This window comes from Paenibacillus sp. V4I3 (assembly GCF_030817215.1).
GTDB lineage: Bacteria > Bacillota > Bacilli > Paenibacillales > NBRC-103111 > Paenibacillus_E.
The window spans coordinates 4,577,845-4,592,422 of record NZ_JAUSZA010000001.1; the positions used below are offsets into that span (position 1 = coordinate 4,577,845).

At 45.9% G+C, this 14,578-nt stretch carries 14 protein-coding genes and 1 pseudogene; 9 read left to right on the top strand and 6 right to left on the bottom strand.

What is annotated here, in order from left to right:
- Positions 1-43 precede the first annotated feature (43 nt).
- Both QFZ77_RS20985 and QFZ77_RS20990 read right to left on the bottom strand, forming a co-directional pair.
- Entirely contained in the window at positions 44-1,102 is a 1,059-nt protein-coding gene (locus QFZ77_RS20985; protein WP_307442371.1) for a Gfo/Idh/MocA family protein, read from the bottom strand.
- A 33-nt stretch (positions 1,103-1,135) separates the two neighbouring features.
- Positions 1,136-2,761 (bottom strand): FAD-dependent oxidoreductase, encoded by a 1,626-nt coding sequence (locus tag QFZ77_RS20990; RefSeq protein WP_307442373.1) that lies wholly within the window; start codon positions 2,759-2,761, stop codon positions 1,136-1,138.
- A gap of 196 nt (positions 2,762-2,957) precedes the next feature.
- Between QFZ77_RS20990 and QFZ77_RS20995 the strand changes: the two genes are divergently transcribed.
- The 3 genes from QFZ77_RS20995 to QFZ77_RS21005 are packed head-to-tail and all read left to right on the top strand — an operon-like array spanning position 2,958 to position 7,467.
- Positions 2,958-4,058, top strand: a complete 1,101-nt coding sequence (locus tag QFZ77_RS20995; protein ID WP_307442375.1) for an SGNH/GDSL hydrolase family protein — start codon at positions 2,958-2,960, stop codon at positions 4,056-4,058.
- A gap of 37 nt (positions 4,059-4,095) precedes the next feature.
- The gene (locus QFZ77_RS21000) at positions 4,096-5,601 is read left to right on the top strand and encodes an extracellular solute-binding protein (RefSeq protein WP_307442376.1); all 1,506 of its coding nucleotides are present in this window, start codon (positions 4,096-4,098) and stop codon (positions 5,599-5,601) included.
- A gap of 36 nt (positions 5,602-5,637) precedes the next feature.
- Entirely contained in the window at positions 5,638-7,467 is a 1,830-nt protein-coding gene (locus QFZ77_RS21005) for a cache domain-containing sensor histidine kinase (RefSeq protein WP_307442377.1), read from the top strand.
- A 125-nt stretch (positions 7,468-7,592) separates the two neighbouring features.
- On the opposite strand, the pseudogene QFZ77_RS21010 reads toward QFZ77_RS21005, so the two are convergent.
- Positions 7,593-7,817, bottom strand: a pseudogene (locus tag QFZ77_RS21010) (VOC family protein); the annotation flags it as partial.
- A 101-nt stretch (positions 7,818-7,918) separates the two neighbouring features.
- Between QFZ77_RS21010 and QFZ77_RS21015 the strand changes: the two are divergent.
- The 3 genes from QFZ77_RS21015 (at position 7,919) to QFZ77_RS21025 (ending at position 9,797) form a co-directional block, all read left to right on the top strand.
- Complete coding sequence (locus QFZ77_RS21015; protein WP_307442378.1) at positions 7,919-8,863, top strand: helix-turn-helix transcriptional regulator; 945 nt, start codon at positions 7,919-7,921, stop codon at positions 8,861-8,863.
- Positions 8,864-8,952: 89 nt separating this feature from the next.
- Positions 8,953-9,285, top strand: coding sequence for an ASCH domain-containing protein (locus QFZ77_RS21020; RefSeq protein ID WP_307442381.1), 333 nt, complete (start codon positions 8,953-8,955; stop codon positions 9,283-9,285).
- Positions 9,286-9,326: 41 nt separating this feature from the next.
- A complete protein-coding gene (locus tag QFZ77_RS21025) occupies positions 9,327-9,797 on the top strand; it encodes a DUF2269 family protein (RefSeq protein ID WP_307442382.1) in 471 nt (156 codons plus the stop codon).
- Positions 9,798-9,802: 5 nt separating this feature from the next.
- Here QFZ77_RS21025 and QFZ77_RS21030 read toward each other — a convergent pair whose 3' ends face one another.
- The 3 genes from QFZ77_RS21030 to QFZ77_RS21040 form a co-directional block, all read right to left on the bottom strand.
- A complete protein-coding gene (locus QFZ77_RS21030; RefSeq protein ID WP_307442383.1) occupies positions 9,803-10,501 on the bottom strand; it encodes a class I SAM-dependent methyltransferase in 699 nt (232 codons plus the stop codon).
- Between the two features lie 153 nt (positions 10,502-10,654).
- Positions 10,655-11,083 carry a threonine/serine exporter family protein gene (locus QFZ77_RS21035; protein ID WP_307449699.1) on the bottom strand — a complete coding sequence of 143 codons (429 nt, stop codon included), beginning with the start codon at positions 11,081-11,083 and terminating at the stop codon, positions 10,655-10,657.
- Positions 11,084-11,087: 4 nt separating this feature from the next.
- Entirely contained in the window at positions 11,088-11,861 is a 774-nt protein-coding gene (locus QFZ77_RS21040) for a threonine/serine exporter family protein (protein ID WP_307442384.1), read from the bottom strand.
- 174 nt (positions 11,862-12,035) lie between these two features.
- On the opposite strand from QFZ77_RS21040, the gene QFZ77_RS21045 reads away from it, so the two are divergent.
- The 3 genes from QFZ77_RS21045 to QFZ77_RS21055 all read left to right on the top strand — a co-directional run bounded on the left by QFZ77_RS21045 (position 12,036) and on the right by QFZ77_RS21055 (position 14,468).
- A complete protein-coding gene (locus QFZ77_RS21045; protein ID WP_307442386.1) occupies positions 12,036-13,283 on the top strand; it encodes a TolB family protein in 1,248 nt (415 codons plus the stop codon).
- 180 nt (positions 13,284-13,463) lie between these two features.
- Positions 13,464-14,012 carry a DUF1697 domain-containing protein gene (locus QFZ77_RS21050; protein WP_307442388.1) on the top strand — a complete coding sequence of 183 codons (549 nt, stop codon included), beginning with the start codon at positions 13,464-13,466 and terminating at the stop codon, positions 14,010-14,012.
- 6 nt (positions 14,013-14,018) lie between these two features.
- Positions 14,019-14,468, top strand: a complete 450-nt coding sequence (locus QFZ77_RS21055; RefSeq protein WP_307442389.1) for a DUF6157 family protein — start codon at positions 14,019-14,021, stop codon at positions 14,466-14,468.
- Positions 14,469-14,578 lie beyond the last annotated feature (110 nt).

The window sequence follows — 14,578 nt, forward strand, 5'->3', positions numbered from 1 at the left end:
GTTTTAAACCGGTGCAATTTGAGTTTTGTCGTAAGCTGCTTATTTAGAAGTGTATTTCTTCGCCTTTTTCACTAGATTCATAGATACCGCAAAGAATTTTCATCATTTCAACACCATCTTGAACAGGAGAAATGGTTTCTTTTTTGCCTTGGCATACTTCAATGAAATAATTGATCTCATCCTGAAACCCGGCAACAAAATCAAAAGACAGATTGTTGATCTGCGGCGTGAGGTTCAAGATGGTATCGTACTTCTCCGTAACGATGGATAGCTGAGGTTCCAGTTCGGCCCCGCCTTTAGCGCCATACAGCTTCACGGTAAGCTCGTCTTCCTTCGCATGAAGCGTGAAGCTTACGTCTACAAGAATGGAGGCGCCATTCTCAAAACGGATCAGCGCATTCGCCATATCTTCTACGGTATTGTGGGAAGCGTCATAGTCCGCTGCTTTGTAAAAGGCAAGGTTCTTCACGTTGGCGCGGTTGCCAAGTCTTTTGTAGGTGTTGCCGGAAATAGACTTCACCTTCGGCCGGCCCATAAGGTACCAACATAGGTCGATGACGTGGACGCCTACATCGATCAGTGGACCGCCGCCCGAACGCTCGACATCGGAAAACCAGCCACCCGGGTTGCCGAGACGACGAATGCACGAAGCTTTGGCGTAGTAAATGTCACCGAGTTCATCGTTTTCCAGAAACGATTTGATGATGCGGGTGTTAGAGGCATATCTGCGGACGAAACCAACCTGAAGTGTTTTGCCGGATCGGTGGACCGCTTCCTCCACAGCTAGCGCTTCGCCCACCGTCTTGCAGAGCGGTTTTTCTGTAAGCACGTTTTTACCGGCATCCAATGCGGCGATAGAGATCGGCGCATGGCTATTGTTCCATGTGCAGATGCTGACGGCATCGACTCCCGGATCGGCAAGCAATTCCTTATAGTCCGTGTAAATGCGTGTTATGCCGTATTTTTCAGCTTTCGCCTTAGCACGTTCTTCATTCAGGTCGCAGATGGCGTAAAGCTCGGCGTTTGGATTATTTTGGTATGACTTCAAATGCATTTCGGAAATGGAACCTGCTCCGATGACCGCTATACGTACTTTGCTCATTTGAAAAACTCCTCGTCTCTAGAATGGTTATTTTTATACCGAATGAATGGTAGGCCAAGCGAGTTCAATCCCATAGCTTACAAGCATATTCTGGAAGTCTCGAAGCTCAGACTCCATACTGCGCACCTCGCGGGGCAGGAGTTCACGGTCGATACAGCGGCTTGCCAGAAAGCCAGCAGCCTCGCCGATGTTCCATTCAACGGGATGGAGCCGGTAGCAGCCATTTGTGATGTGCGTGACGCCAAGATTTTTGCATGCTGGCAGCAGATTGTTTATACGGACAGGAATCAGGCTGCCCAGTGGAATCTGGAACGGCAGGGAGGAGACATCGATATAATGACGGTTTCCAGTGCTAGGATGCAGGTCAATTCGGTAGCAGCCGATACCGACCGAATCGGCGAATTGTTCTGCTTTACCATCGGGTCGGCAGGCTGTGCTCACATGCTGCTCCAATACGGTAAACTCAGCTTTGATTCTGCGTGACTCCCGCATGTACGGCGACATAGCCAGTCCGTCCTCGGTGCCGACGATGTCTTTGCGTAGACGAAGTCCCGGATAGCCGAAACCCCCGTCAGGCCGAGGCGCTTCCGTTTGCAACCAATAGAGCAAGGAGAGGCTTAGCTGCTTCGCATCCCACAGATTTTGCTCTCTTTCCTCATCGCTCACGTCGATGACTGAACCAAGCCAGTAGTCATTTTGCGGCCAGTTGACAAGTGTAATACTCCCTGAATAAAAGCCTTGCTCGAAGTTTCTGCTGTCGATGATGCGCCGATAGTAGAACAGAGAGTACTTTTCCGTCCCTTCAAAAAGTTCATAAGAGACATGCTCTAGCGTATGAGGGCGGACGCCGGACCAGCTTAGCAGCCGATCGGGCCAAAAATCGGCTTTATACTGCCGCCAGAAATCATAGCGCTCTGGACGTTCGATGGTGTAGTCTTCGCCTTCGATGTAATCCATCGCAAAGCAGTATGTAAAGCCCTGCATGTCCTGCGGAAGAGCTTCACCTTCCACGGCATGTGGTTCCCCGGTTTGGGTCTTGGACTCCGCCCCAGTCACATATTCCGCACCGGCTAGCGGCAGAACATCTCCACATTCCGTTGCGTCAAGGAAGAAAGCGGCGGATAGCTCCACGAGTTCCCCAGTAAGCAAATTGCGTACCGTTACCGTTCGTACGTCATCACCTTCCACGTAAGCCGATTCTGCGCGATGCCGGGTAAGAATCTGCAGCCTACCGCTGTGAATATAAGGAGCCAGCATTTCCTGCAGAACGGCCAATGCAGCGCGTGGCTCATGGCACAACCGCGAAACGCCACCGTTCCCGGGATTAAGATGAATGCGGGACCGTGCCTCTTCGGTAAGGGGGAAATGGCGCCGGTAATAATCACGCACCCCATCCCGGAACTGCCGGTACGTGCGGGTGCAGCCGAACTGCTCAATCCAAGGGTGCTCATCTGGAGGAACAGCCTGACTCGTTAATTGCCCCCCAATCCAGTCGGTTTCCTCGGTCATGATCACCATCTTGCCCGATTTGGCAGCGGCAAGCGCGGCTGCGCAACCGCCGGTTCCCCCGCCAATCACGACGATATCGGCATGGAATTCTTGAATGCTGTGGTTGCTGTTCTTGTGTACCAACGGAAATATTCCCTCCTTTTTCCTCATAGCCTGCAGGATTTCACAGGCTATCCTCATTGTAATACAGCGGGAACGAGGCCACAGCGGAGGACCATGACTTCTTTTGGTACTTTAATAACCATTGGCAATGAAAAAAAGGGATTGCTGGATCGGAGTCGAAAATGGATAACAAAGCCCTACAATGTGAGTGGATATTAAGGAGTAAGTAGAGGAGGAATGTAAGATGCAAAATCAACAACAACCTGTTAACGCCGTGCAATTGGACGCAAACATGCGAATTCAGCAATCCGGCGACAATCATTTTAATTGGTATTCACCGCTAGAGAAGCCATTCCATATTGCCGGTTTCGGCTGGCTGTACGAAGAAAAGCTTTACCGCCGGCTGCCGACAAAACCAGATTGGAAACTCTCAGAGGCGGTAGACCAATTGGCCAACTGCACGGCTGGCGGTCAAATCCGTTTCGAGACGTATGCCACTTCCTTGAGCGTTAAAGTAAAACTGACAGGAACTGCCAATATGTATCATATGACGGCTACAGGGCAGTGCGGGTTTGACTGTTACATCGGAGGACCGGGAGAGCAGTTATATTACGGTACAACTGTTTATGATCACACGCTGAGCGAATACGAAGCCGTTTTCTTTAAGGATATGGCGCGGGAGAGCCGGATCATTACGCTGAATTTTCCGCTCTACCAAGGCGTAGAGGAAGTTTGGATCGGTTTGGATCGGGAAGCGCAGATCGCCCCGCCACCGGCTTACGAAAATAGCGGGAAAATCATCGTTTACGGCACATCAATCACGCAAGGCGGCTGCGCAGCCCGTCCAGGTATGGCTTATACAAACATACTATCCAGACGTATCAACAGGGAGTTTCTCAATCTGGGCTTTTCCGGCAACGGTAAGGGAGAACCTGAGCTGGCTCAAATACTTTCTAACATTTCGGACCCTGCATGTCTGATCCTGGATTATGAGGCGAACTGTGTTTCTACTGAACTGCTTCAGAGAACACTGCCCGAGTTCATACAGATCTACCGAGATAAACACCCGTTGACGCCGATCCTTGTAATGAGCATCACTTATGCGAAGGAAAAATTTCATGATCAAATGGCGCAAGATCGGGCGAACCGCAAACAAGTCCAGCTCCGAACCGTAGAGCAGCGGCGCGAACTGGGCGATGCCAACATCTATTTTTACGACGGATCTAACCTGCTGGGTGAGGATGCGCATGAATGTACCGTTGACGGAGTCCATCCGACTGACCTTGGCTTTTTGCGTATGGCAAATGGGCTGACACCAGTCCTACAGAAGATTTTGACCAATTGAATGCCGGTTTCATTATGCCTGAAGGGGTGGTTGAGTAATGAAAAGAAATAGCGCAGCCATTCTCGCCTTACTCACATGCTTCGCTACCGTCGGATGCAGCTTTCCGGAATGGTCAAAGAATCAAGATAAAGTTTCGGAGGCTGTTCAGGAACCGGTCATTAGAATCGTAGTGAACAGCCTGGGCATGAACTTTCCGGAAGGTATGGATGAGAATAACAACCCCTACCTTAACTATATCGAGAAAAACATCGGCGTACAGGTGTATGTGACACTACCGCCGCTGAATGGATATGATGAAAAGCTAAACGTCATTATGACGTCTGGGGAGCCTCCGGATCTGCTGAACACGAGCAATCCCTCTTGGTTTATCAATTTCGTGAATCAAAAGGCGCTCATGCCTTTAAATGACTATATTGATAAGTATGGGGCGCACCTGAAAGCCAAAATCCCAAAAGAAGCTTGGGACAATGTAACCGTCGATGGCCATATATACGCAATACCTAGTCTGAACGAAGTGAAGGGAACGGAAATCGTTTACGCTCGAAAAGACTGGTTGGACAAGCTCGGCCTACAGCCTCCGCGAACAATCGAAGAGTTTACGGCGGTGATGAAGGGTTTTGCCGAAGGAGATCCGGACGGAAATGGAATTAAGGATACTTTTGGCCTCTCGATCCTGGAACGTCTCAGGAGAACGTCGCCATTTCTTGGCGCCTTCGGCGTACAAATGAACGCCTGGTATGAGCGGGACGGTAAGTTGGTATACTCCGGTATCCTCCCAGAAATGAAAGAAGCACTCATTTACCTAAATAGCCTGTACGACCAGAATATTCTGGACCCGGAATTCCCGCTCAATAAAATCGATGTACTTGGCGAAAAGATAGCGACTGGCAAGGTCGGCTTATATTCCGCGGCTTGGTCTGACACACGCACCCACATAGCAGCTAACCGCAATAACGACCCGAAAGCGGTATGGATCCCGCTTGATTTTCCGATCGGATCTAATGGCAAACACGGAGTCTACAGCACTTCAAACGTCCGTTCTTACAATGTTGTGCCCATCAAGAGTCAAAACGCGGAAGCGGTTGTCAAATTTCTCGATTTTATCGCAGGACCCGGTCAAACAAGCTTGAAGCTCGGTTTTGAAAACGAAATTTGGACCCGAGTGAACGGAAAGCTTTCTATCCGATTTGATGAGCACACGAAGCATGGGTATCGGGGCATCTATGGGTCGTTGGTCGATACCGCAGAGCGGGACATAACTCGGGATCGGCTGGAGGCACTCGGCGAGCAGTTTCATCTATACGAAAACCTGCAGCGGATCGAAAGCAACCTGATGGAAGACCGGTTTAATGGTCCGCCGACACCCGCAATGGGCAAGCATCACGTCAAGCTGTCCAAGCTGCAAGAAGAGACATTTACGCGAATCATCGCGGGAATGAGCCCCATCGAGGAATTCGATGCCTTTGTGAAGAAATGGAAGGATGCTGGCGGTGATGAAATAACCGGAGAAGTGAACGAATGGTGGCGCGAAACCGGCAAGTAGCCGGAAAGTGACAGGCACGAATGGAGGGATACCCATATGTTAAAAGAAATCCTGCCCAAAGTGCGCAAAATACTGGCTGGTTATATTCAGATTCGGCTGACATGGTACTTTTTACTGATTCTGCTTCCGCTCGCGGGCTTCAGTCTTTTTGCCATCGCAAAATCACAGACAGTCTTAGAAGTACAAACGGGTGAGAGGACAGAAGGGGCTTTGCATACGATGACGGATTACATCGACCTGACATTGCAGAACCTCGAACAGCTTTCTTCACTGATCGCTTTCGATATGAACATGAACTCGACACTGCAGTCCGTCGGGCAGGAGCCGGAAAAACAGTCGTTCGTTCATTTTGCACAAGTGATGGACCAGATAACGAACATGACGACAGTCAATTTGATTGTGGATCAAATAACCATCATCCATATGCCGTCACGTACCGTCATTTCTACTAAACTTGGGGGGCGTAAGCTGCCCGAAGGAGCGGAGAAGCAGGAGTGGTACCAGCGTTTAATGGAATCGAGTGGGGGTACGGTTTTTTTTACGCCGAAGGAGGGTGAATCTTACTTTGATGCAGACAGCGTTCATCTGATCCGGACGATGGATCCTTATAACAGGACACTCATTAATCCGAATCTGCTCGTGCTTTCTGTCAAAAAAAGCGCCTTAATCGAATTGGCGAAACCGCTTCTTCCCTCTAAAAATGCGAACATCTATCTGTTTGGCAGCGATGGAAGCTCGATCACAGGTACGGGAGCGAGTGTACATCCCCAAGTCTGGGACACCGTGAACGAGGTTAGGTCCATCCGTAAGTCGCAGCAAACCGGTACAGAAATGGTTACGATCAGCGTGAAGTCGAAGTTTTCCGGATGGTCGCTCATGATGGAGCAGCCCTTGGAGGAGCTTCGCAGCCATACCGACTCTTTAAAGGTATTTAGTTATGGGATTTTAGCCGTCAGTCTGGTGCTAGCCGTTTGGATTTCGTGGATCATCTATAGGGGGATTTCCGCTCCGCTGCGGAAGCTAGCTTATGGGATGAAGCAGCTCCGAACAGGTAATTTCACCATCCAACTGGAAGATACGCGTGTAGACGAACTGGGGTACGTTATCGAATCGTTCAACCGGATGGCTGAGAACCAGAAGACACTTATTCGTGACCATTATGAGAAGCAGCTTTTACTGTCCAAAATGGAGCTTAAGTTTTTGCAATCGCAGATTAACCCGCATTTTCTATACAACACACTAGACTCCATCTATTGGACAGCCAAAAACTATGAAGCGGATGAAATCAGCGAAATGGTGCTTAATCTGTCGAAATTTTTCCGGCTAAGCCTGAACAAGGGAAACGAAACGTTCGCAGTCGGGGAGACAATCGAACATTTGAAATATTACATTAAAGTCCAACAGTTGAGGTTCTTGGATCATTTTACTGTTCGGTACGACATCGCCGAGGAAAGCGTTCCTTATCATGTATTGAAGCTACTCTTGCAGCCGCTTGTTGAAAATGCTGTGCTGCACGGACTGGAAAAACAGAGTGGGGGCGGAGAACTCTTCATTTCCTCGTATTTGGAAGGTAATCGGCTTGTGCTCGAAGTGTGCGACAACGGGGTAGGAGTAAATAACGAAAGGCTCGCCTATATTTGCAGCAAACTAGAGGAAGCTTCTAAGCTAGCAGCAGAAGGTGTTTCGACGGACCTCAAAAAGGAAAAGGACCTGTTCGGACTACGAAATGTGGTCACACGGATGATCATGTACTACGGCAAGGAATCGCAATTTCTCTTCGAGAGCGACGGTAAAAAGGGCACACGGATCACGCTCCGCCTACCGCTGGAAAAATGTGTTTCGCCTTTAGAAGAGCAGGCGGGCTGAAGGTTTTCGTGAATTCAGTCAATTATATTTCATTAAAATGAAAACGGCCCATTCGCAATGTTGCGGACGGAGCCGTTTTTTTGCCATTGTTCCATGGATGAAAATCAGTTGCTTTAACAAATACGTTAGCGTTGACGCGCAGTGAAAATTTGAAAGATTACACCGAACTTGTCTATGACCATACCGTAAGCAGGGCTAAAATGAGTTTCTTGCAGTTCCAAGCTTACTTGGCCGTCTTGTCGTAACGATTTATATAGTTGCTTCGCTTGTTCCTTTTCAGAAGTTGTTATACAGATGGTAACTTGATTGCCAATGGGATGGGATTGACCCGGAAAAATATCCGAAACCATCTTTCGTATGATGTTCAGAAATTCTTGTGGGCTCAATGTCAATAATAACGTATAATAGTGACAGTAGTTGTCATAAATATATAAAAAAACGGAGAATTGTTATGCCCAAATCGAAACGGCTCCTGGCTTTGATGATGACCGTTAACCGCAAAAGGAAATTTACTGTCAAGGAACTTGCCCAAGAGTTTGAGGTGTCATCGAGAACAATTTTAAGAGACTTACAGGAATTAAGTGAGTTAGGGGTTCCTTTATATTCGGAAGTGGGACCTCACGGCGGTTATCAGGTGTTGAATGAAAGAATCCTGCCACCCATCGCTTTTACCGAGGAAGAGGCCATAGCTATATTTTTTGCCTGTCATGCCTTGCGGCATTACGCAGACCTTCCCTTTAAGACGGAAGCTTCTTCGGCATTGAGTAAGTTTTATAACTACATGTCTGGAGATGTCCGGGATCGTATTGATCAAATGAAGAACCGGGTTGACTTTATAACGCCGTCAAGACATTCGGAATCCCCCTTCTTATCCATCTTACTGGAAGGGGCTATCGATCAAAAGGTCATTCTCATCGATTATGAATCGCGAGAAGGAATATCTAGTAGGGAAATACAGCCGATTGGCATTTATGCAAGCAACGGCTTATGGTACTGTCCAGCTTATTGCTTTCTTCGCGGCGATATTCGTGTATTCCGATGTGACAGAATTCATTCAGCAGTTTCTTCTTCTGCTTCCAAACCAATGGATCTACGGCATGTTCATCTTGGAAATAGGGAATCACTTAACAAGGCGGAAGAGGAGGAAGTTATTTTAAATGTGAAATTGAGTAAAGAAGGTGTCCAGAAGTGCGAGGCTGAGTTATGGACGGTATCAAAATTACATATTCGTAACGATGGCACAGGTTGGCTAGACGGTAACATTGCGAAGAGTGACATCCCGTTTTTCGCAAAGTTTATTCTTGGTTTGGGAAATGAGGCGACAGTAAAGAGTCCATCGGAATTGGTGGATGCGATGAAAGAGATGATTGCCGAGATCATGACAAAATATAAGTAAGAATAGATGATTATAACAAGATTGCCGCGTAGTTCGACAAAACTAGTTACATTCGTTATAATGAGAACTGCCAAAAGGAGGGAACTAATATGAACGAAACATTGCCACCAAAAACGTGTTCGATCGACCGACTCGTTACCAAAGAAGCTGAAGTTAGCAAAGTGCTTGCTGGTGAGAAAACAGCTTGCAGACGTAATGGACGCTATGCAGATATCGGTGAAACGATGGAATTGCAAGGCACAGCGTTTACAGTTACCAACGTTTATCAACAAGCTTTGGGTGAATTGACTGTGGAACATGCAAAAGCAGAAGGTCATACGACCGTTGATGAGTACCGCGATAGTATTTTAGCTATGCATCCAGGTATGCCATGGCTGCCGCATATGAAAGTATGGGTACACGAATTTCAAAAGGCTGAATAAGTACGAACAAAGACAGTGTGGATCTAAGGATCTACACTGTTTTGCTGAATTCTTATATAGAACGGATGATGGTATTGTCTTGGTACGTACTGCTTTTATATATCCATATATTTAGTGTTGTTTTAAGTATAGGCCCTTATTTTATCCTGTTTCCTTTATTGGCTAGAATTCGTAATGCGCCATTCGAGCAATTGCCAGTCTACCTTGAGCCATTTCGCATTACGGTTCGGTTTACCAAGCATGCAGGCCACGTGCTTGTTGCGACAGGGATTTTACTCACGTGGTTAACAGCATGGACGTGGAAAACATCTTGGATTATCGTCACGGTTCTCATTATGGTTGCTTCATTGTACTTTATTGCCCGTGCATTCTCGCCCCTGCTTCGTCAGCTCAAGGCACCACACGAGAATCGAGATATCTTAGTCAACAAGCTGCGCAAGGCATTAATCTGGTATGTCATCATTACGCTGTCGATGATGTGGTTTATGGTGGCCAAACCGACCCTTTGGTAAAAAGGTTAAACAACTGGCTTTCGAGCGTACATCACGACGAAATTGTAATATTTGTAGACGCAGTCAACGTCAATGAAGCCACAAGCTCGAAGCCAGCTCAGCTGTTGATCAAGGGGAGCCATTTTATCCAGCTTCGTCCTTTCGTAGGCAGCTTGCAGATCTTCACGAGTTAGATCAGTGGCTTCTACTTTAGCTACCCAATCAGAGCGGTACAATTGATCAAGGAAAGGGCTGCTGCCTTGGACTTGATCTGCATTAACGAAGACCCCGCCTGGTTTAAGCAACTTGAAAATCTTTTCATACAGGTCATGCTTAGCCTGATCTTCAAGATGATGAATGGATAGAGATGAGATGACGCAATCAAACGGTTCTGAAGTCTCAAATATACTATAATCCTCCGCTATGTATGTCACGTTGCCTTGGGTTTCTCCAAATCGCTGTTTAGCGATGTCGAGCATGCTTTGCGAAAGATCTATTAGCGTTAGCTTCGCATAAGGGTATTGGTTAATAACATAAGAAGAGAAGAGTCCGGTGCCTGCGCCTAGGTCGAGAATACGTGGAGATGCATGATCGGCCTGTACAAGTGAAGATGCTGTGTGGTAAAAATCATCAAAACAAGGAATCAGTTTTCTCCGCTGGCTATCATATTTGTCAGCAATTTCGTTGAACTTTGTTGTGATTTGTTGGTTTGCTTGCTCGCTCATTGGCTGATCAACTCCATTACATAGATTAGCTGTTTTTACTTCCTGGTCTTATTTTAAAGGGAAAAGCAGGAAAAATCTAAGATATAAAACCGATCATCTTTATAGGTATAAACTATTAAGTTGGCATGAACTATTACTAATAGTTCAATAGGGTCAATGTTTTGTTCGACGAAACAGTTGATTAAGAACCTCGGAGAAGACTAGTCCGATCGCGATTGCACCAGATAACAGGAAGGCTTTGGCTGCTAGCTGTACGGCCAGATCATAGTGATTGAGGACGACATTACGCATGGCATCATAGGCTAGGCCCCCAGGAACTAACGGGATAATACCCGATACACTGAATACAATAACAGGTGTTTTGTATATTTTCGCAAAAAATTGACTGATAACAGTTACGAAAAAAGAGGCAATCAACGTTGCCAGAATTGGGTCTAAAGGAATCATTTGAATGGAAACATATAACATCCAACCGCACATCCCCACGAAGCCGCACTGCAAAAGTGTGCCCTTTGGAACATTGAAAAGAATAGCGAATGCCGCAGTTGCAATGAAACTCGTTAAGAGCTGTTCAATCATCATCATCCTAAATTCCCTCCCCATTATAAAAAGAAAGTACAAAGGCAATGCCGGCTCCAATGGCAAAAGCAGTTAAGAAGGCTTCAGCGCCTTTGGAAACCCCTGAAACGAAATGGCCTGCCATTAAATCGCGTACGGCATTCGTAATAAGAAGTCCCGGAACAAGCGGCATGACAGAGCCAATAATAATGGTATCAAGTTCATTGCCAAGCCCCATTTTGACAAACAAGAAAGCCATGGTTCCAATGAGTAAGGAAGCCAGAAATTCAGCGAAGAACTTAATCGGAACCAACCGGTTAAAATAGTTAAGGAATGCTAAACCAGCCCCGCCTGCAACGAATGCAGGTAAGAAATCATGCCATTCTCCTTGGAACATGATTAAGAAACAACCGCTTGCAACTGCAGCGGATAGTATTTGAAACCAAGCGGGATAACGCATCTGGGCCACATCAATTTCCTCAAGCAGCCGATAAGCTTCTTCGGGTGTTAATTCCCCTTGGCTGATTCGTCTCGAAACAGCATTCACAACCGTGACTTTGCGAAGATCGGTCGATCGAGCGGATATACGAATAAGTCGTGTGGTCTGCTCAGGCCCATCTATGGAGAAAATGATGCCAGTCGGCGTTACAAAGCTATGGGAATTCGACACACCAAAGGCTTCAGCGACGTGAGTCATCGTGTCTTCGACACGGTAGGTTTCACCACCGTTTTCCAGCATGATTTTACCAGCTAGTAAACAAACTTGTGCAATTTCGTAGTTCGTAGCAGCAGGATACGTCATGGTTTGTTCTCTCCTGAAAAAGTATTTGCCAAAAGTATAATATATCACGGATTCCTTTGAAAATCCTATGTCAAGTACATTTGGTGTACGTCCTACTACAAAAGGTCATGTCACCGTATGTTCTTAACAACAAAAGGAAATCGTAAATGGTAAGTTACCATAAGGAGGAAAATCATGAGAGCTTTTAGAAATACGATTCTTGCCATATCCGCTGTAATACTCATCATAACGAACAGCACGACTATTTATGCAAATAAGCCCGCTGAACTGCTGAAAGCAGCATTCGTTCGAAATGGCGACCTATGGATTAAAGCCGGTGACAACGAAAGACAACAAACCCGAGGAGCATACATATTAAACCCGAAATGGTCTTATGACGGCCAGTGGATAGCTTACACAAAGGGCGAAAATGAGCAGGAACTGTGGCTATTACAGGTTCAAACTGGACAAAATCATCTCGTTGCACAGGAAGGCGGAAGGAACTTTCAATGGCAACCTAATCGGAATTCTCTCGCATTTCTAACAGCGCAGCAGCTTAATTGGATAGACTCAGATGAATTTTCAAAACCGGTGAAAGTTGCAGAGGGTATCGGGAATTATTCCTGGTATCCGGATGGAAGTCGTTTAATAGTTTCAACGGAAGCTAAACTTTTAGACGACGGATGGTCACAGATACGAATAATGAAAATACCATTAACCGCGAATGCCGATCCTAACCGCTTTGAGACGTTGTATGTGCTGCCAAAACAATCTGACGCTTTTTTTGCTGTGGGCACCAGCATCTTCAAATGGTCAGCAAACGGACAATGGATTGCTTTCTTGGCTAAGCCTACTGCATCGCTGTCGGCCGATAGCAATACACTGTGTGTATTATCCGCAGACGGTACTGTTTTCAAAACAATCGATCAAATGGTTAACAACGAGATGTGGTTTGACTGGGCGAGCAAAGATGAGACACTTGCCTATATCGAAGGTGTGGGAAGAGAAGCTACAACGAATAAACATTTGAAGGTTATGAGGATTCCTGCCGGGAAATCTGTTCCCTACACACCCAAGGGTTACGTCGAGCAAAGCTTCACTTGGTATGGTCTCCGGAATATCGTAACTTCAAGATCCAAAGAAGCGGAGTGGTCGACTGACCCAGCTAAACGCCAGTTTCCCTTTTTGGTAAATGTGAAGCTGAAGAGTCAACAACAGAAACTAGTGACGCAGCCTTCCGATACTTACGGTGATTTTAATCCCATTTCTCTACCATCACACCAATTGGCATGGATTAGATCCAATCGCAGCAAATCAAATGTCATGGTCACCGATCCCCATAGCACAAACGCTGAAACTTGGATCGAAAACATAGACCTTGGAGCCAACTATTATGAACAGAGGAACTGGAATACGGTACTAAGCTTTTTTATTCGAAAATAAATAATAGATATTACTAAATAGATTTGATGCAACCTGAGCCCAATATTTAGTTGGACTCAGGTTGTTTAGTTTTGCTCAAATCAAGATTGTGTGACCAACCAACGAAATTAAGGCTAGTATGAAAGTAAATAAGCCTTAATTGGTGTATAATGGAATTAAAAAAATGCTGTGAGGTATGCGATGCCGAAGTATGTTGCACTTTTGAGGGGAATTAATGTCAGCGGTCAGAAGATTATCAAGATGGAAAAGCTGCGAAGCATTTTTGAATCCATGGATTATAAAAATGTGATTACGTATATACAAAGTGGTAACGTTATTTTTGATTGCGAGGAAGAAGACCCTGCGGTCGTGCGTGATCGAATTGTGAACGAGTTGAAGGTTCAACTTACTTTCGATATTCCTGTTATCATCCGAACATTAGAAGAATTGCATGAGGTTGTAGAGAACACCCCTTACCAATTAGTCAATGCAGAAGCGAATGAGCAAAGATATATAACCTTTTTATCTCAATCAGCGACCGATGCGGCTATCGCAAAATTAGAAGCCTTTCAAAATGAAGTGGACGAGTTCCGCGTCAGAGGGCTCACCGTGTATTTACTCATTCGTAAAAACTACGGAGAATCAAAGTTCAGCAACAATTTCATCGAAAAGAAGCTAGGTGTATCCGCGACAACAAGGAACTGGGAGACCGTGAATAAATTGATTCAACTTGCAGAAGGAGGGAATTAAACTTAAATGGCCTATGATGACGCACATATGAGTTATAAGGATACATTTATACAGGTTTCTGCAGACTGTCCAGTTGAAGTAGGAATTGTACCTTCCATGAAAAAGGATAGTAAAACCGCTCATTTGATCCAATACGAGCTTCTTTCTCAGAACCCATACAAATATACACAAGGCGAGCTTATTTATGAAGTCTATTTGCAACATAAGCAAATCCCTCAGAGTGAAATCGAAGCCCGCAGTAATGAAATTCGTGAGGAGCTTTTTTCTAAAAACCACCCTTGTTTAAGAGCATCCATGCTTCCAAAAAAGCACGGTTGGGGTGTGCATTACAATGAAGAGGGCAAAATTGCGATCTACCCCATGGAATCTGAAGCCTACCAGCAGTTCGTTGAAGCAGGTACGGGGCGTGAAGATGGTCCTAAGTTATTATTTGCGATGAGAAATTCTCGCGGGTGAAACAAATAGGAAGAGAAACAAGGAATCCTTTTATCTGAAAGGGATTCTTTTTTGTGCTTAGGTTTGACATTTTTGTAAACAAAATAATATAATGTCTATTATATAATAAA